Genomic DNA, 19,550 nt, shown 5'->3' with positions numbered 1-19,550 from the left:
CGGGGCCTTTGCATTTCTGCCGCACGCAGCGACGGCAGTTCCGCCATGACAAGGCCCACCAGACGGCGGGCCCTGCCGGCAGCCTTCAAGGTGTCGTGCTGGCCAAAGGGCAAGCCACCGCATCGGCGTGCTTGGCCGCACCGGCCACCACCTTGATGTCAGTGAATGCGGCAGAGAACGGCGCGGTGGCCGACACCGAGAAGGGCACTTCCACACCGCCGAGGTTAAGCCCGCGGTCGGCAAAGCAGGCCAGTGGCACCCTGACCGTGTGCTTGCTGCCCATCGCATAACCCGAGAGCGTGGCGGTCAGATCGACATCGGCGCCACAACCCGCGCCACAGCCCATCGACAGCAACACCGGCGCCTTGGGACGCTGATGCACCACAACATCGAACTGCAACGCCGCATCGGCACGGCCAAAGGAGATCAGGCTGTTACGCGCAGGATTGGCCGCGTAAAAGCGCGCCGGCGCCAGCCAGGTCACCTGCTTGGCGTCCTGCTGGGTGTTCACCTGCACGGTCTGCACGCGCAATGCCGGCTTGCCAGCCGGGAATTCGAAGCTGCGGTTGAGGTCCGCGCCCACCGGCCGGCTTGCGTCACCGGCAGCGACGTGCAGGTTGAACGGCGGAATATCGGCCATCTTGAATACCGGCAGCACGCTCGCCTCCGCGCAGGCCGCGGTGGTATCGACGGGCAAAGTGCCCAGCTGTGAGCCACTGCCGTGGCGAAGCCCGTACCCCACCGGGAACAACGGCGCCGCCTTCGCATTCGGACATGCCGTTGCCGGCCAAGGGAATCCGAGAGAGCCGCGGAACTCATGGGCGACACGGCTGCCGCGCTTGGCGAACAGCACGTCGGTCACGCCCTTGCCCTCGGTGCCCGGCAGCCAGGCTGCGACAAACACCTGCGACAGGTTCATGAGGTCGTTGGTGTAACGCGGACGGCCCGACAGCAACACGGTGATCACCGGCTTGCCGGCCGTTGCCACGCGCTGCAATACCGCGAGGTCTTCGGGATATTGACGGCTGTGGGCGACTGTGTCCGAAGGCGCAATGTCACCGTTGTACTCGGCGTAGGGCGTTTCACCGATCACGGCCAGCACGACATCGAACCCGCCTTGCGTGGCGCTGCTTCCGTCAGCGCTGTAAACGACATTGCCCTCGCCCACGGCCTCGCGCACGCCGGCCAGGATGGTGTCCGCGTTTGGAAAATCCGCGTTCGTGGTATCGGTACCCTGCCACGTGAGCGACCAGCCACCGGCCTGCAGCGGCACGCTGTCGGCACCCTTGCCCACCACCAGCACGCGCTGGTCGCGGCGGATGGGCAGCAAGCCGCCTTCGTTCTTGAGCAGAACCAGTGACTCGCGAACCGCGCGACGGGCCAGGTCCCGGTGCTGCAGCGCCTCGGCATCGCCGGCGTAGCGGTTGGCCGATGGCTTGCGGCCAAACAGGCCCGAGCGCAACTTGACCCGCAGGATGCGGGTCACGGCGTCATCGATTCGTGCCTGCGTGATTTCGCCGGACTCGACCTGGCGAATCGTGTTGCCGATGAACGCCTTCCAGTCATCCGGCACCATGATCATGTCCACGCCCGCGTTGATCGCCGGTGCGCAGCTGGCATTCGTGCATCGCGGCAGCTGGCCGTGGCCGTTCCAGTCACCGATGACGAACCCGTCGAAACCCATCTTGTCCTTCAACGCACCGGTCAGAAGATGACGGGCGCCGTGCATCTTGCCGTGTTCCTCGCCCGTGTCGGCATCGGTCCAACTGTTGTAGGAAGCCATGACCGTCTGCACGCCGGCCTCGATTGCGCCGTAGTAGCCCTGCGCATGCTCATTGAGCATCTCGGCACGGGTCACCCGCGCCAGGCCCTGGTCCTTGCCGTTCTCGGTAGCGCCATCGCCCAGGAAGTGCTTGGCCGTGGCCACGACGTTGCCGTCGTCCCGGAACCGGTCCTGCGCCCCAAGCACGTAGGCAACGCTGTAATCGCGCACCAGCGCGGCGTCGGAGGAGAAACTCTCGTAGGACCGCCCCCAACGGGTGTCCTTGACGACCGCCACCGCTGGCGCGAACACCCACTGGATGCCCGTCGCACGCACGCTTCGCGCCGTTGCTGCGGCGATCTGCTCGATCAACGCGACGTCATGCGCCGCGCCCAGCCCCACGTTGTGCGGAAACAGCGTGGCGCCGTGGATGTTGCTGTGGCCGTGCATCGCATCGGTGCCCCAGATCACCGGCACCGGAATCTTCGCATCGCTGGCCACCGACGCGTCGTAATAGCGATCCGCCAGCGATAGCCAATCGGCCACCGTCGCATGCTTGTTCTTGTCCGGCCATGAGCCGCCACCGTTGAGCACCGAACCGATGTAGTACTGCCGCACCTCGTCCGGCGTGATCGACTTGATCTCCGCCTGGGTCATCTGACCCACCTTCTGCGCCAACGTCATGCTGGCCAGGATCTCGGCCACGCGGGCTTCGATGGCCGCATCCCGGGTGATGCCACTGCGCAGCGCCGGCCAATCGGTCAGGGCGGCGCCGGCCGACGCGGCGGAAGGCGACGACTGACGCGGCGCCGGGGTGGTGGTACAGGACAGGCACGCCAGCATGCTGGCGCCCAACAAGGTCATGCGAATCAGATTCACTGGCATCTCCAGGGTATTGCGGCATGCGGCGCGCCCGGAGCGTCGCAGCCCAAAAACAGAAAGGCCGGGGAACACGGGAAAGCCCGTGTTCCCCGGCCATGCGATCACCCGCGTCGCGGGCCGGTCACAGCGTGTAGCGGAAGCCGAGCATGTACTGACGCCCGTACTCGGTGTATTCCTCGGGGAAGAACAGGCCCAGTCCGTTGGAGTCGCTGACCTCGGTGCGGAACGGCTCGTTATTCAGGTTGTTGACCTGGAACAGCACCGACAGGCCCGACAGACTGCTGGACTCGGGGAAGTCATAGCCCAGCTGCAGGTCGATGGTCCGCTCGTTGAGGGTGTAGCGATAGCTGCGCTGCCCAAAGATGTAGCTGTACTCGCCGCGGTACGGGTCGCGGAAGCGCTGGCTCAGGCGTGCGGAGAAACCGTTCTTCTCGTAGTACACGGTCGCGTTGCCCACGATCTTCGACAGACCGGGGAACGTGTCGGTGCTCGAGCCACCCGGGCCGTCCGGATCGATGGAGGACTCGGTGTACGAAGCGTTCAACAGGGAGCCGAACCCATCCAGCGCCGGATGAATCAGGCCGCCCTCAAGCGCCACGCTGAACTCCACGCCGCGCATGTAGCCACCGCTGCCGTTGGCGGGCGCCGAGAACGTACCCCATTCGGACGCCGGCGGCGTATCCGTTTCGAACTCATAACCGGCAAAGTTCCACGGGATGGTCTGGTTGTAGACGTACGACTCCAGGTCCTTGTAGAACGCCGCCAGGGCCACGTAGCTGGCCTCGCCGAAGTACTTCTCCACCGACAGGTCGACGGCGTTGGCGCGGAACGGTTCCAGCTTGGGATTGCCGCCGGAGCCGGCCCACTCACCGGCACCGTTGACGACGTTCACCCACACGCTGGCATAGGCGCCCATCTCGTTGATGCGCGGGCGCATCAGCTCCTTGGCGGCACCGAACCGGACATTCCAGCCATCGCCGAATTCCGCCACCAGGTTCAGGCTGGGCAGGATGTCGCCGTAGGACGTACCGACCCCGCGAACCGCCGCCGGACCGTCAGGGGTGATGGCCACGCCATCCGAACGCTGGTCGGTGTCGATGTACTGCACGCCGACGTTGCCGCGCAGCCGCACGTTGTCGGTCACGTCGATGTCCAGGTTGGCCTTGGCGTAGAAGGTACGGATTTCCTCCTCGATGGCCTGGTCCTTCTGCAGGTCGCTGTTGCTCTCGCTGAGGTAGACGTCGTAGTAGCGCGACAGCAGCGCGCGCGGATCGAAGGTCAGCACGTCGCCCATGCCGGCGAAGCCCAGGCTGGTGGGCGACTGCAGCAGGGAGGGATCGACCAGGGTCGGCACGCGACCGGGCAGGTCGGCGAAGTAGACCTGCGCGCTCTTGTCCTTGGTGCGCTTGGTGTAGTTGAAGCCCACGTCGTAGCTGCGCAGGAAGTCCGAGGATTCGACGACGCGGTTGAGGTCCAGTCGGAAGGACTTGATCACGTCCTCCTGCTGGGAATCCTCCATGCGGCCGTCGTGGCCCCACCCCTGTGCGTCACGCAGGTAGACCGAGTTGGGGTCGGACAGGTCGGGCAGCCCGTAATGCGCGTAGCCGGCCGTCAGCGGCACGGTGAAGTCGACATCCAGGCCACCGATCATGCCGGCGTAGGTCTCCAGCAACGACTGTTCACGCTCGGCGCGGGAATACGCGGCGTCGGCGGTCAGGGTGTAGACGTCCCACTTGAACTGGTTGTTCCAGCCAAACGCCGACAGCTTGTCTTCGCGCAGGTTGTTGTCGTTGCGGATGACCGGCTCGATGCCGCTCAGCGTGCCGCTGGTGACGACCGGGACACCGCCGTGCATCGTGGTGTTGGCCTGGGTGTAGGTCACCTGCCCGCCATTCCACCACGGGTCATTGGTCCACATCGCGCCGCGCATCCACTCTTCCTGGTCGAAGCGCGAGTGGTACAGGTCGAGCACGCTGTGCCACGTGTCGTTCGGCTTGAATTCCAGTACGACCATCACGCCATCACGCGTGGTGTCGCGGGACTTGACCCAGCCCTCCGCACCCTGGAGCGCAATCGCGTCATTCGGCTTGGCGCCCTGCGGCGCACCCCACAACGACGTGTTGGCCCACCACCACGACTTGTAGTGCTGCTCCTGGAACGGGGAGCTGAGCCGTGCGATGCCGACGGCCAGGCCGAAGGTGTCGTTGGCGAACTGGTCCACGTAGGACGCCGAGAGCCGGTAGCCCTTGTCATTGCCGCCGTCGGTCAGCTCGCCGAGCGAGTTGTACTCGCCGTGGCCACTGAACACGATCCGCTGCTCGCCAAAGTCGAGCGGGCGGATGGTCTGCATGTTCACGGTACCGGACAGGCCCTGGCCCACCAGCGATGCGTCGGGCGTCTTGTACACGGTGACGCCATTGATCAACTCCGCCGGGTACTGGTCGAACTCGACGCCACGGCTGTCGCCGGTGCTGGCCTGCTCACGCCCGTTGAGCAGCGTGCCCGAGAACTGCTCGGACATGCCGCGGATATGGATGACCTCGCCGCGCCCTTCCTTGCGCTGCATGGTCAGGCCCGGCAGGCGCGAGATCGAGTCCGCGATGCTGATGTCCGGCAGCTTGCCCAGGTCCTCGGCGGAGATGGCTTCCACGATGGAAGTCGACTCCGACTTGGTCTCGACGGCGGAAATGATCGCGGACCGGATGCCCGTGACCTTGACGGTCTCGACGGTCGTTTCGGCCTGCTGGCCCTGCGTTGCGGCTTGCTCCGCCTTTTGTGCTTCCTGTGCCTGCGCTTGTGCGCTGGCGATCAGCGCGAGGCAGCAGGCGGCTGCCAGCATGTGGCGTTGCGGACGTTGGCGTTGCATGCGTGCGGATGCGCCACGCGAGGTGGTCTTGCTGGTCATCAGGGTCCCCTCCCAAGGAATTTGACAGCGCTGTCATACCGCGCTCTCATGGTGCTGTCAATGAATCCATGGTCGCGACTACGGCCAACCCTGCCACCACCGGCCGGGAGCGGATGACGGGCAATGGATTTCGCGGCAGTGCAGCATGTCGTTTGCGCGCCGGACTGGGGACAATCGATGCGGGAGGAATGCGCGGGAATGAGCATGCAAGACCGGGGTGTCCAGACATTGGCCCGCGTGGGGCTAGGCCTGCTGTTGGGATTGGGCGTCGCGGCCGCCGCGCATGCCGCCGGCAAAGGACCCGCCCCTCAAGTCACCTCATGGGTCACGACGGACGACCATGCGCGCGCCCTGTCGCCCGCCGAGTCTCCCGCGTTTGGCAACCTTGGCCAGCTCCCCATCCATGTCGAAGTCGACGGCACACGCCACCAGCGCGTGGTCGGTTTTGGTGCCGCCCTCACGGACTCGTCCGCTTGGCTGATCACGCACAAGCTCAGTGCGGCGCAGCGCGATGACCTGCTGCGGGAACTGTTCGGGCGCGAAGGCCAAGGCATCGGGCTGGACTTCACCCGCCTCACCATCGGCAGTTCGGATTTCTCGTTGAGCCACTACAGCCTCGACGACATGCCCCGCGGCCAGACCGACCCCCAGCTCCGCCAGTTCTCCATTGCACCCAATCGCGGGGACGTCATCCCGGTGGCGCGGGCCGCCCTGGGGATCAATCCGCAGCTGAAGGTCATGGCGTCGCCGTGGAGCGCGCCCGGTTGGATGAAGACCACCGGTAGCCTCGTCAAAGGCACGCTGGCCGACGAGCACTTCGACGCCTTCGCGCGCTACCTGGTGCAATTCACCGAAGCCTATGCCGACGCGGGCATCCCGATTTTTGCGTTGACGGTGCAGAACGAGCCCGACTACGAACCCTCTGACTACCCGGGCATGCGCTTGAGCGCCGCGCAGCGCGCCAGGCTCATCGGCCGCCACCTTGGCCCGCTGCTGGCTCAACGCGGCTCAAGCACGCAGATCTTCGACTGGGACCACAACTGGGACAAACCCGAGCACCCGTTGGAGGTGCTGCGTGACCCTGTGGCGGCGCGCTACGTGTCCGCGGTAGCATGGCACTGCTATGGCGGCAATGTCGCGGCGCAGAGCCAGGTGCACGATGCGTTTCCGGACAAGGATGCCTACATGACCGAATGCTCCGGCGGCGATTGGGAGCCGGTGAAGAGCGGCGGCCTCACGTTCCTCGCCCGCGAACAGATCATCCGGACGACGCGGCACTGGGCGCGTGGCGCCCTGTTCTGGAATCTCGCACTGGATGAGCGCAAGGGCCCGTTTGCCGGCGGCTGCAAGACCTGCCGCGGCGTCGTCACCATCAACACGGCCGACGGCACCATCACCCGCAACGATGAATACTACGCCCTCGCCCATGCCAGCCGCTTCGTCCGCCAGGGTGCCTGGCGCGTTGGCTCCAGCGCGGGCAGCGACGGCATCGACAACGTGGTGTTCGAGAACGCCGACGACCACTCGATGGTGATGGTCGTGACCAATTCAGAACGCGCGCCACGGCGCTTCTCGGTCGGCCACCGAGGCAAGGTCTTCCATTACACCGCCCCGCCCCGCAGCCTCATCACACTCTCTTGGAACAGCGACCCGGCCGGAGGCAGCCGCTGATCCTCGCCGGGCGCCACGCGCCCGTCGGGGTACGATAGGACCCAAGGGGAATCACCGCAGACGCCACAGGGACCGATGCAGGCCAGGACGAAGGACACCAACGGAACACGCGCGCGCATCGAAGACGTCGCCGAAGCGGCTGGCGTCTCGATCAAGACCGTGTCACGCGTGCTCAACCACGAGCCCAACGTCCGCGAGGAAACCCGGCGACGCGTGGAAGAAGCAGTTGCCCGGCTGCAGTACAAGCCCAACCTGTCCGCGCGCAGCCTGGCGGGACAGCGTGCCTACGTCATCGTGCTGGTGTACGACAACCCGTCGCGCAACTACCTGACCGAGATCCAGGGCGGCGTACTGGAGGCCTGCCGCGCCCGGCATTTCAGTCTGGTCCTCGCGCCCGTCGACCCGGATGACCGCAACTACCTGCCCGAGCTGGTCGACCTGATCGATCACTCGCGCGCCGACGGACTGGTGCTGGTGCCGCCGCTGACGGACGACGCCAAGCTGCTCGACGCACTGCATGAGCGCCACCTGCCCTTCGCGTCCATTTCACCGCGCACGCCCGAGGGCCGCTTTGGCGTCACCCTCGACGAACGCGGCGCGGTGCGTGAGCTGATGGCGCACCTGATCCAGCTCGGCCACCGTCGCATCGGGCATATCAAGGGCCCGCCGCAGCATGGCGCCGGCACCTGGCGCCATTCCGGCTACCGTGAGGCGCTCAAGCAGGCCGGCATTCCCTACGACCCGGCCTTGGTGGTCAAGGGCGAGTTCACCTTCGAATCCGGCATGGAGGGCGCCCGGCAACTGCTCGACCTGTCCGATCCGCCCACCGCCATCTTCGCTGCCAACGACGACATGGCCGCGGGCGTGCTGCGTGTGGCCGGCGAGCGCGGACTGTCGGTGCCGGGCGACCTGTCGATCTGCGGCTACGACGACACGCCGCTGTCGCGGCAGATCTTCCCGTCACTTACCACCGTGCGTCAGCCGACCAACGACATGGGTCGCGTCGCCACCGAGGAACTCCTCAAGGCGATCCGCGACCCGGACGCTGGTGACATGGTGAAGATGGACTACGCCCTGCAGCTGCGGGAGTCGACCGGACCTCGCCGCAGCCGCCACTAGGCCATCACCAGAACACGGCGTACAGCGCCACCAGAATGGCGATCACCGCCAGGCTGGCGATATTGAACGACACATCGGTGCGGTAGCTGACATCGTCCACGCGGATGAGGTCGCCCTCGCCCGTGGGCTTGCCCATCAGCGACACCGCCACCGCCAGCGCCAGCGCCATCAGGAACACCAGGCCCACGCGGTCCATGAACGGCAGCGACGGCCATGCCAGCTTGAGCACGATCGACAGGGCGAACGAACCGATCGCCGCGGCCAGCGCGCCGGCCTCGTTGGCGCGCTTCCAGAACAGGCCGAGCATGAAGATCACCACGATGCCCGGGGTGAAGAAGCCGGTGTACTCCTGGATGTACTGGAAGCCCTGGTCGAACCCGCCGATCAGCGGACGCGCCGTGGCAATCGCCAGCACGATGGCAATGGCCGCGGCAATGCGACCGATGCGCACCAGGCCAACCTCATCGGTGTCCTTGCGCCACTTGGCGTAGAAGTCGAGGGTGAAGATGGTCGCGACCGAATTGATCTTCGACGCCAGCGACGCCACGATCGCTGCCACCAGCGCCGCGAACACCAGCCCCAGCACGCCGCTGGGCAGCAGCCCCATCATCGTCGGGTAGGCCTGGTCAGGACGCGCCAGCTCCGGCGCCAGCATCACCGCGGCAATGCCCGGCAGCACCACGATCACCGGCATCAGCAGCTTGAGGAACGCGGCGAACACCACGCCCTTCTGCGCTTCCTGGATGTCCTTGGCCGCCAGCGCGCGCTGGATGATGTACTGGTTGAAGCCCCAGTAGCTGACATTCATGATCCACATGCCGCCGACCAGCACGCTGATGCCCGGCAGGTCCTTGTAGAAAGGGTTGTCCTTCGACAGGATCATGTGGAAGTGCTCGGGGCTGGTCTCCCACAACTTGTGGAAGCCCGCCACCACGCCCGCGCCGTCGCCGATCTTGGCCAGCGTCAGGCCCGTAACCAGCAATCCGCCCAGCACCAGCAGCGATACCTGCACGATGTCGGTCAGCGCCACCGCCTTGAGGCCACCGTACAACTGGTACGCCAGCGCGAACGCGCCCAGCAGCGCCAGCGCCAGCATCTGGTCCATGCCCGTGACCTGGTTCACCGCGATCGAACCCAGCCACAGGATCGAGGTCAGGTTCACGAACACGTACAGGCCCAGCCAGAACACCGCCATCAGCGTGCGGATTCGGTGGCCGTACCGCTCCTCCAGGAACTGCGGCATGGTGTAGATGCCGTTGCGCAGGAACACGGGCAGGAAGAACTTGCCGACGATCAGCAGCGTCAGCGCCGCCATCCACTCGTACGAGGCAATGGCCAGGCCGATGGCATAACCGGAGCCGGACATGCCGATGATCTGCTCGGCCGAGATATTGGCTGCGATCAGCGACGCGCCCACCGCCCACCACGGCAGCGCCTTGCTGGCAAGGAAGTAGTCCTTGGCGGACTTCTGGTGGCCGGCCTTCTCGCGCGACACCCACTGCGCGAGAACGAAGATGCCGGCCAGGTAGGCCAGCACGATGGTGGTGTCGAGAGCGGAAAGTCCCACGTAGAACTCCTGGTTGGAGGGTGGCGGAACCGGATGTCGCGTGCCCCCGCATGCCCACTCCGTCGGCACCCTCGACGCCCGACCCGGCGTGATGGCACTCGATGGGCGCACTGGCGACCCCCGTCCCCCGGTCCGCTGTCAGCTGGCAGCGAACACGTCATCCCGATAGTGCACGACCGGCACAGGCTTCGCGGATGACAGCGCTGTCAGAATACCGCTCGGCGGTCGCATTGCATTTTGCAGTGCAACATCGCGCGACGTTGCGGCCGCCCGGTGCGCGCGAGCCTGCCGCCCCCCCAAAGAAGAAGGGGCCGGCAATGCCGACCCCTTCCTGTACCACCCGTTCGATCAGGCGCGCGAATCGCGGCGCTGCCCGCCACCGCCCGCACCGCGGCCACCCTGCCCGCCCCGGTGCTGCTTCGGCCCGGCATGCGCATGGCGTGCCGTCGGCTTGCCGTGCGGCCGGTTGCCCGGCTTGCGCGGCGGCTGGTTGCCGCCGTTGCCACGGCGCGGGTTGGGAATGGCCGTATCCAGGCGGATCGGGCGGCTCGGCGCATAGCCTTCCACTTCGACCAGCTCGATGTCGGCCTTCAGCAGGCGCTGGATCTGACGCAGCAGGCCGCCTTCGTCATGCGACACCAGCGACAGCGCCTCGCCCGTACTGCCGTTGCGGCCGGTGCGGCCGATGCGGTGCACGTAGTCCTCGGCCACCATCGGCAGGTCGTAGTTGATGACCAGCGGCAGGTTCGGGATGTCCAGGCCGCGCGCGGCGACGTCGGTGGCCACCAGGATGCGCACCCGGCTGGCCTTGAAGTCGTTCAGCGCCTTCTGGCGCTGCGCCTGGCTCTTGTTGCCGTGGATGGCGGAGGCCTTCAGCCCCGCGTCTTCCAACTGCTCGGCCAGGCGGTTGCAGCCGTGCTTGGTGCGGCCGAAGACGATGGCCTGCTCGCCGTGGCGCTTGGCCAGGATCTCGATCAGCAGGTCACGCTTGTTCGCCCCGTCCACCGGGTGCGCACGGTGCGCGATGGTCTCGGCGATGGTGTTCTGCGCCGCCACCTGCACCTGCTGCGGGTTGCGCATGAACTCCAGCGCCAGCTGCTTGATCTGCGCCTCGAAGGTCGCCGAGAACAGCATGGTCTGGCGGTCCTTCGGCAGCTTGCCGAGGATGCGCTTGATCGCCGGCAGGAAGCCCATGTCGAGCATGCGGTCGGCTTCGTCCATCACCAGGATCTCGATCTCGTCGAGCTTGACGCTGCCGCGCTCCAGGTGGTCGATCAGGCGGCCCGGGGTGGCCACCAGCACGTCCACGCCACGGCGGAACGCATCGACCTGCGGGCCCATGCCGGCGCCACCGAAGATGGCGATGGTGTTCATGCGCAGGTGCTTGCCGTAGCCACGCAGGCTGTCGCTGACCTGCACCGCCAGTTCGCGGGTCGGGGTCAGGATCAGTGCGCGCGGACGGCGGAAGCCCTTCACCGGCGTCTGCTTGGCCAGACGGTTGAGCAGCGGCAAGCCAAACGCGGCGGTCTTGCCGGTGCCGGTCTGGGCGCCGCCCAGCACGTCATGGCCGGCCAGCGCCAGCGGGATCGCCTCGGACTGGATCTGGGTGGGGGTGGTGTAGTTCTGCTCGGCAAGCGCGCGCAGCAACGCGGGCGCCAGGCCCAGGGATTCAAAAGACATCGGTACAGCTCCTTTTCGCCGCAAGCGCGCGGGGCGACCCTGCGCCACGCGCACGGCCACGGACCGGAGAACGGTTGCGTGATGACCCCAGCGTTCCCTTGAACCGCGCTGCGGGTGATCGGATTTTGACGGCACCGGATGCTCCGGGCCGTGTCTGCGCGACGAAAGACGTGCGGGATAAAAGCCGCGGTCGCATGAGGCACAAGGCCTGCGAGGGCGGCGGGCATACCTGGGAAACGTACCCTTTCGGGGAGGCAGCCGTGCGCTGAACAGGGCGGACTGTACGCTAACCCGCCCTGCTTCGCCAGCAAACGCCATCCTGCCGTTCAGCCAGCAGGCATACCGAGGCTCCCATCAGGCGTCGGCGTGCATCCCCGGGCGAGCCAACATCACGTCGACGCCAAGCCGGTCCCATATCTCGCCGGCCAGCGTTTCGCGCGCCTTGTCCTCGCCATGGACCAAAACCAGTGACGGCTTCGCGCCAAACTGCCCGTACCAATCCAGCAGGCCTTTCTGGTCGGTGTGTGCCGACAGGCCGCCCACGGTGTGCACCTGGGCCGACACCCGGTAGTCCTTGCCGTGGATGCGTACCCATCGTGCGCCGTCCACCAGGCGCCTGCCCAGCGTGCCCTGGGCCTGGAAGCCCACGAACAGGACGTGGGCGTGGCGCCGGCCCAGGTTGCGCTTCAGGTGGTGCACGATGCGGCCGCCATTGGCCATGCCACTGCCGGCGATGATGATCGCGCCGCCGTCCATCCGGTTGATCGCCATCGACTCGTCCGGCGTCTCGGTAATGCGCAGGTTGGGCATGCGGAAGGGATGGGGCTTGGAGCGCCACACCCGCTGCGCTTCGGCGTCGAACAGGTCTTCGTGCCGCTCGTACACTTGGATCACCTTGGCCGCCATCGGACTGTCGAGGAAGATCTTCCAGCGCGACAGCCCCCACTCGTCCCAGTATTTGGCAAACCAGTACAGCAGTTCCTGGCTGCGCCCCACCGCGAAAGCCGGAATCAGTACGTTGCCGCGGTCATGCCAGGCGCGTTCGAAGATCTCACCGATCTCCTCCACGGTCGCCAGGCGCTCGCGGTGGTTGCGATCGCCGTAGGTGGACTCCATCAGTACCAGGTCAGCCTCGGTGATCACCGCCGGGTCGCGCAGGATCGGCGAGCCCTTGGGGCCGACGTCGCCGGAGTACACCAGCTTGCGGTCATCGCCCCACAGCTCCACGCAGGTGGAACCGAGGATGTGGCCTGCCTCGCGGAACTGGATCTCCACCCCCGGCAGGATCTGTTCGCGCCGATCGTAAGGCAGCGGGCGCACCAGCTTCATCGCCGTATGCACGTCGTGCTTGGTGAACAGGGGCACCGCCATCGGCTCGCCGTGGCGACGATTGCGGTTGGCGCGTTCTGCATCGCTCTCGGCCAGCGACGCAGCATCCAGCAGCATCACTGGCATCAGGTCCGCGGTGGCGGCCTGTGCGTAGATCGGCCCGCGGTAGCCCCGATGCACGAGCAAGGGGACTCGGCCGATATGGTCGATGTGCGCATGGCTGAGCACCAGCGCGTCCACCGCCGTGGGTTCGAACGGAAACGCCTCGCTGTTGCGCCGCTCCGCCTCAAAGCTGCCCTGGATCATGCCGCAGTCCAGCAACACCCTTTGGCCCGCGACCTCGACCTCGTGCAACGACCCGGTCACCTCGCCGGCGGCCCCGTGGAAATGAACCCGCATGCCCTGCTCCTGAATGACTCGGCTTCACGCTAGCACACCCCCACCGTGACCAATGACACCCGCCCCCGTCGGCAAAGCCCGCTACTGTCGGTGGTGGCCCATTGCGGGCCCACTACCCCTCGCCTGTCCGGTCGGAGCCGCCCGTGAACCAACCCCAAGTCCTGTTGTTGTCCCTCGCCATCGCCGCCGGCCTGACCGCGTGCTCGAAGAAGGAAGAGGCCGCGAATACTGCCGATGCTGCCAAGCCGGCCGACGCCGCAGCCCTCACGCTCGACGAGAGCAAGCTCCCGGGCGTGAACCGACTCCAGATCGGCGATCTCGACACTTCCAAGGACGCGTGCACCGACTTCGGCGGCTACGTGAACGGCAAGTGGCTGGCCGCCAACACCATCCCGGGCGACCGCACCTCGTGGGGCGCCTTCGAAATGCTGGACGAGCGTTCGCAGGCCATCCAGCGCCAGCTGGCCGAGCAGGCCGCGGCCATGAAGGACGCCAACGGCGTCGAGAAGATCGTCGGTGACTTCTGGTCCACCGGCATGGACGCGGCCAAGATCAACGGTCAGGGCCTGGCGCCGCTGAAGTCGCACCTCGATGCCATCGCCACGCTCGACAGCAAGGAAAAGATCGCCGACTACCTGCGCACCAGCGCGGCCAAGGGCGAGAACTTCCTGTTCGGCTTCGGTCCGGAAGCGGACTTCAAGGACTCGAAGATGAACATCGCCTACGCCATGCAGGGTGGCCTGGGCCTGCCGGACAAGGGCTACTACTTCGACGCCGACAAGAAGGACAAGCTGGCCGCCTACCAGGCCCACGTCGCCAAGGTGCTGGAGCTGAGCGGCGTGCCGGCGGCCGATGCCCTCACCCAGGCAAAGGACGTGGTCGCGTTCGAGACGCGCCTGGCCAAGGTGTCCAAGTCCAGCGAGGAGATGTCGCGCGACGTCGCGCTGTACTACAACCCGGTGTCGCCGGCCGATGCCGACAAGCTGACCCCGAACTTCGCCTGGACCAAGTTCTTCGAGTCGCAGGGCGTGGCCGTGCCGAAGATGTTCTCGCTGGCGATCCCGGCGTTCCACCAGGAAGTCAGCAAGATGCTGGCCGACGTGCCGGCGGCGCAGTGGCAGAGCTACCTGCGCTTCCACACGGTCGATGGCGCCTCGCCGTACCTCGCTGACGCCTTTGCGGAAGAGCACTTCAGCTTCTACAACAAGACCCTTCGCGGCCAGAAGGAAATGAAGGAGCGCGGCAAGCGCGTGCTGGACACCGTGCAGCGCACCACCGGCGAAGCGCTGGGCCAGATGTACGTCAAGGTCGCGTTCTCGCCCGAGTCGAAGGCGCGCATGGAGCAGCTGGTCAAGAACCTCAGCGAGGCCCTCAAGGCCCGCATCGAGAACCTCGACTGGATGGGCGACGAGACCAAGAAGAAGGCCATGGAGAAGTGGGCCAGCTTCACCCCGAAGATCGGCTACCCGGACAAGTGGCGCTCGTGGGAAGGCCTGGCCACCGGACGTGACAGCTACATCGGCAACGTGCTGGCCGCCAACGAGTTCAACTACAAGTGGATGATGGGCAAGATCGGCAAGCCGGTCGATCGCACTGAATGGGGCATGCCGCCGCAGATGGTGAACGCCTACTACAACCCACTGCAGAACGAGATCGTGTTCCCGGCGGCCATCCTGCAGCCGCCGTTCTTCGACGCCAACGCCGACGACGCCCTCAACTATGGCGGCATCGGCGCGGTGATCGGCCACGAGATGATCCACGGCTACGACGACCAGGGCAGCCGTTTCGACGCCACTGGCAAGTTCGAGAACTGGTGGACCGACGCCGACGCCAAGGGCTTCTCCGGCCGCACCGACAAGCTCGTGTCGCAGTTCAACGCCTATGAGGCCGTGCCGGGCAAGTTCGTCAACGGCAAGCTGACCCTGGGCGAGAACATCGCCGACCTCGGCGGCCTGGCCACGGCCTTCGACGCACTGCAGCGCGCCACCGCCGGCCAGCCGGACCCGAAGCTCGACGGCCTGACCCGCGACCAGCGCTTCTTCGCCAACTGGGCCACCGTGTGGCGCCGCAACTTCACGCCGGAAGAGCTCAACGTGCGCCTGACCACGGACCCGCACGCGCCCGCCAACTTCCGCGCGGTTGGCGCACCGTCCAACCTGCCGGCGTTCGCGGCGGCGTTCTCGTGCAAGCCGGGCCAGCCGATGGTCCGCGAGGGCGACAAGCAGGTCGTGATCTGGTGAGTTGACACGGGTCGATGACCCGCACGTGTCTGGCCTTTTCTCGTCGGCCAACAGCGGAGGCCCGGGGCGACCCGGGCCTCCGTTTTTCGTTTCGCGCCCCGTACGTCGAGGGTTGCGTCGCGCTGCCGAGGGCCGCCAACCCCGGGCTCGGTGTGACGACGGTGTTCAGTGCCGCCAAGGACACGATTGCTAGACTCGGGGCACCCCGTTGCAAGGACCCGCGAATGCCCCTGCGCCCACTTGCCTGCGCCCTGGCCCTCGGTCTTGTCGCCCTCGCCGCCCACCCTGCTGATGCCGCGAAGAAGCGCAGCAGCAAAGCGGCCGCCTCATCGGCCAACGCGGCCTGCTCCGACTTCTACACCCACGCCAACCGCGACTGGCTCGCGTCCCATCCGCTGCCTACCGGCGTTGGCGCCATTACCGCCCTGGGCGAACTGAATGCTCGTGCCGCACGGCAGCAGGTGGAACTGCTCGATGTCGCCATGCGCCAGCCGCAGGACAACGTGCAAAAGCTGCTGGGTGATTTCTGGGCCAGCGGCTTGGACGAAGCGGCCGTCGAGCGCGACGGGGCCGCCCCGATTCAACCGCTGCTCACCCGCATCAATGCCATTCGAAAGGCGAAAGATGTCGCGCCGTCGATCGCCGCCCTGCACCAGGTCGGCATACCGGTGGCATTCGATTTCGGCGCCGATGTCGACCTCGCCGACCTTGACCGACACATCGGTTACTTCAGCCAAGGCGGCCTCGGCCTGTCCGACCCGGCGTTTTACACCCGCACCGATGCCGCCACGCAACAGGTGATGGCCCGCTACCGCGAATACGTGCAGCGGCTGCTCGCCCTCACCGGCACGCCCCAGGGACGCCTGGCGCAAGAAGCCCAACAGGTCATCGATCTGGAAACGCGCATCGCGCGGCTGCACGCCTCCCCGTCGACCTCGAACGACCCACGCAGCCTGTACGCGCCGGTGGCCACCGCATCCCTGGGCAAGCAGTACCCGCGCCTGCAACTGGATGCCTTCCTCCGGGCGCAGGGCGTGAACGACGACCGCGTGTCGCTCGCCAATCCCGGCCTGTTCTCGCAACTTGATGGATTGGTTTCCAGCCTCAAGCCCGCGCAGTGGAAGACTTACCTGCGCTGGCGGGTCGCTGACACCATGGCGCCCTACCTGTCGAAGTCGTTCCAGGACGCCAGCTTCGATTTCCGCGGCCGGCTCTTGGCCGGGCAAGCGGCACCCGCGCCGCGCCCCCAGCGCGTGCTGGACGCCATCAACCTCGCGGCCGGCCCGATTCTGGCCAGGCAATACGTCGGTGCCTATTTGCCTGCCGCAACCCGTGACCGTGCGTTGGGAATCGCCAACCAGGTGCGCGATTCCCTAGCCGCTGCGATTGATCGCGACACGCGACTGGGTTCGGCCGCCAAGGTCGAAGCCAAAGCCAAGCTCGCGGCGCTGAAGATCGAAGTGGGCGCCCCTCGCCGCGACCTGGACTACAGCGTGCAACCGATGGGACGGGCCAGTTTCGGCGGCAACATGCTGATTGCCTCCACTTGGCACCATCGCGAGGAAATGAGGCGCATTGGCCGCGGCAACGCCGACCGGCGTTGGAACGTCCTGCCTCAGCAACCCGCGCTCACCTACGACGTGGCGCAGAACCGCTTGATCGTGAGCGCCGCGATGCTGCAACCGCCGGTGCTGGATCCCAACCGGGACATTGGTCGCGATTACGGGGCCTTCGGCGCCCTGGTCGGCCACGAGCTCAGCCACGCCGTCGGACCGCGCGGCCGCCTGGTCGATGCCAAGGGTGAGGTGCGCGACTGGTGGAGCGCAACAGATGCCGCGGCCTGGCACGAGCTCGGCAATCGCGTCGCCGCGCAGGTGAGCCAACGCCCCGTGCCCGGCGCCGCTAGCATGCGTGTCAACGGCAGTCGCGTGCGCGACATCGCCGTGGCCGACCAGTCCGGGGTCGAGCTTGCGTGGGCGGCGTTTCGCGCCGCCGCACCGTCTGCCACCCGCGATGCCCAACAGGGCTTCTTCAGGGGCTGGGCGGGGCTATGGGCGGAGCAGGTGGCGCCCGACCTCGCGAATGAGCGCGCGCTGCACAGCGCCTACGCCCCCGGGCCAGTGCGTACCCACGCGCCCTTGGCGAACTTGCCAGGCTTCGCCAGCGCTTATGGCTGCAAGGCCGGTCAACCGCTGCAGGCCCATGCCACCGACCGGGTCACGGTCTGGAGGTAGTCCACGCCTGCGGAACAGCACCGTCTCTCGGGCGGTGCTGCCAACGGGACGCCCTCAGCGCACGATGCGCATGCGGGGCGGGCCTTTGCGGCCAAACGGCGGCTGCCCACGCCAGTAGCGGATCAGCAGCCAGCCAAACACCATGCCGCCCAAGTGCGCGAAATGTGCCACGCCCGGCATCGTATTGGTGATGCCCATAAGCAATTCGATCACGCCATAGACGATCACCAGCGTGCGTGCCTTCATCGGGATGGGCGGGATCAACAGCATCACGCGCTGGTTGGGGAACAGCATCCCGTATGCCAACAGCAGGCCAAAGACGCCGCCCGACGCACCCACCGTGGGATACGCCTCACCGCCCTGGGCCATCGTCCACCAGCCCACCGCCAACTGGAACGCGGCGGCGCCCACGATGCACGTCAGGTAATAGGTGAGGAAACGCTTTTCGCCCCACGTGTGTTCAAGCGGCGCGCCAAACATCACCAGCGCCAGCATGTTGAACGCGAGGTGGGCGAAGCCGCCGTGCATGAAGCCGTACGTCAGGACCTGCCACGGCAGGAACCCACCTTGCGCATACGGGTCACTGCCACTGTCGAGCGGCCAGAGCATGAACGACGCCAACGACGCATCGCCCACCACCAGTTGCAGCAGGAAGACCAGTCCATTGGCGATCAGCAGGGCCCGCGTCACGGGCGGCAGGTTGGCGAACATCGCGACTCCTTCGTGTCCGCACATGGTAGCCGCTGCCAGCCCGGGAAGGGCCGTCGCCCCCTCAAGGCTGGGCCCGTCGCCAGCCCCTGTTCAGCCAGCCTGAGGCCCCCACACCAGGTCGTCCAGCGTGGCCGCGGCGCGCTGTCCGCGCACCCGCCCAGAGTCCACCACGATCCCCTCGGCGCGCAGGCGCGCGCTTTGTTCCAGATAGCCCTCGGAGCCCTCGGGGAACGCGATGCGCCCATCCGAGCGCAAGACGCGATGCCAAGGCAGGCTGGCGTCTACGTTCTGGCTCAGCAGCCTGGCGACCAGTCGCGCCCGGCCGGGCAGTCCGGCGCGCCGCGCGACCTCTCCATATCCGGCCACCTCACCGCTCGGGATGGCCCACACCGCCGCGAGGATCCGGCGGCATGCCTCTTCGGCAGGAATGGCGACGGTCTTTGCGCGCATCGCGGTAGCATAGACCCAAGCCCGTCCGCGAATGGAGCCGCCCGTGCGCAACTTCGAATCGATCCGCCGTCACGTCAAGGCGTCCGGCTTCCACATCAAGATGGAAGACGAGGACGTCCTCTGCATCGAGTTGTCGCTGGAACAGGGCACGCGACACCAGGCAATCTTCCTGTCCGAGCTGGACGACGATGACGGCCGCCCTTACCTGCGCGTCAGCACCGCGGTGGCGCCGACCACCGGCCTGGATGCCCGCCGCGCCCTGGTGTTCAACTGGGAAAGCCGCGTGGGTTACCTCTGCATTGGCGACCTCGACGGCGTGCCGTACCTGCAGCTGTGTGAGAACCGCCCCTACGAAGGCCTGGATGCCGCCGAAGTGGATCGCCTGGTGCTGGAAATCGGCGGACTGGGCGATCGCATGGAGCGCATGATGTCGGCCGGCGGCGACCTGTTGTAGCGCAGCCCAGCCCTGACATCTTCGGCCGCTTGTGTACCTACGGCGGCAGGCCGGTGTCCGCGGTGACACCTTCCGGAAGCGCGGCACCGCGGCACGAATGGGATGCGCCGCCCCGATGAAACGCAAGAGGCCCGCATACGCGGGCCT

The 19,550-nt window shown here is 66.8% G+C and carries 12 protein-coding genes; 5 read left to right on the top strand and 7 right to left on the bottom strand.

Annotation, left to right across the window (positions count from 1 at the left end):
- Positions 1-85: 85 nt before the first annotated feature.
- Complete coding sequence (locus ACYVBS_RS07060) at positions 86-2,641, bottom strand: glycoside hydrolase family 3 protein (protein WP_460822720.1); 2,556 nt, start codon at positions 2,639-2,641, stop codon at positions 86-88.
- Positions 2,642-2,765: 124 nt separating this feature from the next.
- Positions 2,766-5,549, bottom strand: a complete 2,784-nt coding sequence (locus ACYVBS_RS07055) for a TonB-dependent receptor (RefSeq protein ID WP_460822719.1) — start codon at positions 5,547-5,549, stop codon at positions 2,766-2,768.
- A gap of 198 nt (positions 5,550-5,747) precedes the next feature.
- On the opposite strand from ACYVBS_RS07055, the gene ACYVBS_RS07050 reads away from it, so the two are divergent.
- Together ACYVBS_RS07050 and ACYVBS_RS07045 are read left to right on the top strand one after the other, a co-directional pair.
- Positions 5,748-7,220: a glycoside hydrolase family 30 protein gene (locus tag ACYVBS_RS07050; protein ID WP_460822717.1), complete on the top strand. Its 1,473-nt coding sequence runs from the start codon at positions 5,748-5,750 to the stop codon at positions 7,218-7,220.
- 75 nt (positions 7,221-7,295) lie between these two features.
- Positions 7,296-8,339: a LacI family DNA-binding transcriptional regulator gene (locus ACYVBS_RS07045; protein ID WP_460822716.1), complete on the top strand. Its 1,044-nt coding sequence runs from the start codon at positions 7,296-7,298 to the stop codon at positions 8,337-8,339.
- Positions 8,340-8,343: 4 nt separating this feature from the next.
- Here the strand turns inward: ACYVBS_RS07045 and ACYVBS_RS07040 are convergent, their stop codons facing one another.
- The 3 genes from ACYVBS_RS07040 to ACYVBS_RS07030 form a co-directional block, all read right to left on the bottom strand.
- The gene (locus ACYVBS_RS07040) at positions 8,344-9,906 is read right to left on the bottom strand and encodes a sodium/sugar symporter (RefSeq protein ID WP_460822715.1); all 1,563 of its coding nucleotides are present in this window, start codon (positions 9,904-9,906) and stop codon (positions 8,344-8,346) included.
- A 348-nt stretch (positions 9,907-10,254) separates the two neighbouring features.
- On the bottom strand, positions 10,255-11,586 hold the full coding sequence (locus tag ACYVBS_RS07035; protein WP_460822714.1) for a DEAD/DEAH box helicase: 1,332 nt from the start codon (positions 11,584-11,586) through the stop codon (positions 10,255-10,257).
- Positions 11,587-11,940: 354 nt separating this feature from the next.
- Entirely contained in the window at positions 11,941-13,314 is a 1,374-nt protein-coding gene (locus ACYVBS_RS07030) for an MBL fold metallo-hydrolase RNA specificity domain-containing protein (RefSeq protein WP_460822713.1), read from the bottom strand.
- 161 nt (positions 13,315-13,475) lie between these two features.
- On the opposite strand from ACYVBS_RS07030, the gene ACYVBS_RS07025 reads away from it, so the two are divergent.
- Both ACYVBS_RS07025 and ACYVBS_RS07020 read left to right on the top strand, forming a co-directional pair.
- Positions 13,476-15,554: a M13 family metallopeptidase gene (locus ACYVBS_RS07025; RefSeq protein WP_460823008.1), complete on the top strand. Its 2,079-nt coding sequence runs from the start codon at positions 13,476-13,478 to the stop codon at positions 15,552-15,554.
- Positions 15,555-15,778: 224 nt separating this feature from the next.
- Positions 15,779-17,788 (top strand): M13-type metalloendopeptidase, encoded by a 2,010-nt coding sequence (locus ACYVBS_RS07020; RefSeq protein WP_460822711.1) that lies wholly within the window; start codon positions 15,779-15,781, stop codon positions 17,786-17,788.
- Between the two features lie 54 nt (positions 17,789-17,842).
- Here ACYVBS_RS07020 and ACYVBS_RS07015 read toward each other — a convergent pair whose 3' ends face one another.
- Positions 17,843-18,499 carry a rhomboid family intramembrane serine protease gene (locus ACYVBS_RS07015; protein WP_460822709.1) on the bottom strand — a complete coding sequence of 219 codons (657 nt, stop codon included), beginning with the start codon at positions 18,497-18,499 and terminating at the stop codon, positions 17,843-17,845.
- A 90-nt stretch (positions 18,500-18,589) separates the two neighbouring features.
- Positions 18,590-18,949, bottom strand: coding sequence for an MGMT family protein (locus ACYVBS_RS07010; RefSeq protein WP_460822707.1), 360 nt, complete (start codon positions 18,947-18,949; stop codon positions 18,590-18,592).
- Between the two features lie 43 nt (positions 18,950-18,992).
- On the opposite strand from ACYVBS_RS07010, the gene ACYVBS_RS07005 reads away from it, so the two are divergent.
- Positions 18,993-19,403 (top strand): hypothetical protein, encoded by a 411-nt coding sequence (locus tag ACYVBS_RS07005; protein WP_460822706.1) that lies wholly within the window; start codon positions 18,993-18,995, stop codon positions 19,401-19,403.
- The last annotated feature ends 147 nt before the right edge of the window (positions 19,404-19,550 follow it).

The sequence above is a fragment of the Lysobacter olei genome (assembly GCF_054777355.1).
This window is presented reverse-complemented; position numbering and strand designations above follow the sequence as displayed.

Excerpts from the sequence above, each read along its gene's own strand:
- ACYVBS_RS07045 (WP_460822716.1), top strand. The coding sequence starts at position 7,296 with ATGCAGGCCAGGACGAAGGACACCAACGGAACACGCGCGCGCATCGAA.
- ACYVBS_RS07050 (WP_460822717.1), top strand. The coding sequence starts at position 5,748 with ATGAGCATGCAAGACCGGGGTGTCCAGACATTGGCCCGCGTGGGGCTA.
- ACYVBS_RS07035 (WP_460822714.1), bottom strand. The coding sequence starts at position 11,586 with ATGTCTTTTGAATCCCTGGGCCTGGCGCCCGCGTTGCTGCGCGCGCTT.
- ACYVBS_RS07015 (WP_460822709.1), bottom strand. The coding sequence starts at position 18,499 with ATGTTCGCCAACCTGCCGCCCGTGACGCGGGCCCTGCTGATCGCCAAT.
- ACYVBS_RS07055 (WP_460822719.1), bottom strand. The coding sequence starts at position 5,549 with ATGACCAGCAAGACCACCTCGCGTGGCGCATCCGCACGCATGCAACGC.
- ACYVBS_RS07010 (WP_460822707.1), bottom strand. The coding sequence starts at position 18,949 with ATGCGCGCAAAGACCGTCGCCATTCCTGCCGAAGAGGCATGCCGCCGG.
- ACYVBS_RS07030 (WP_460822713.1), bottom strand. The coding sequence starts at position 13,314 with ATGCGGGTTCATTTCCACGGGGCCGCCGGCGAGGTGACCGGGTCGTTG.
- ACYVBS_RS07020 (WP_460822711.1), top strand. The coding sequence starts at position 15,779 with ATGCCCCTGCGCCCACTTGCCTGCGCCCTGGCCCTCGGTCTTGTCGCC.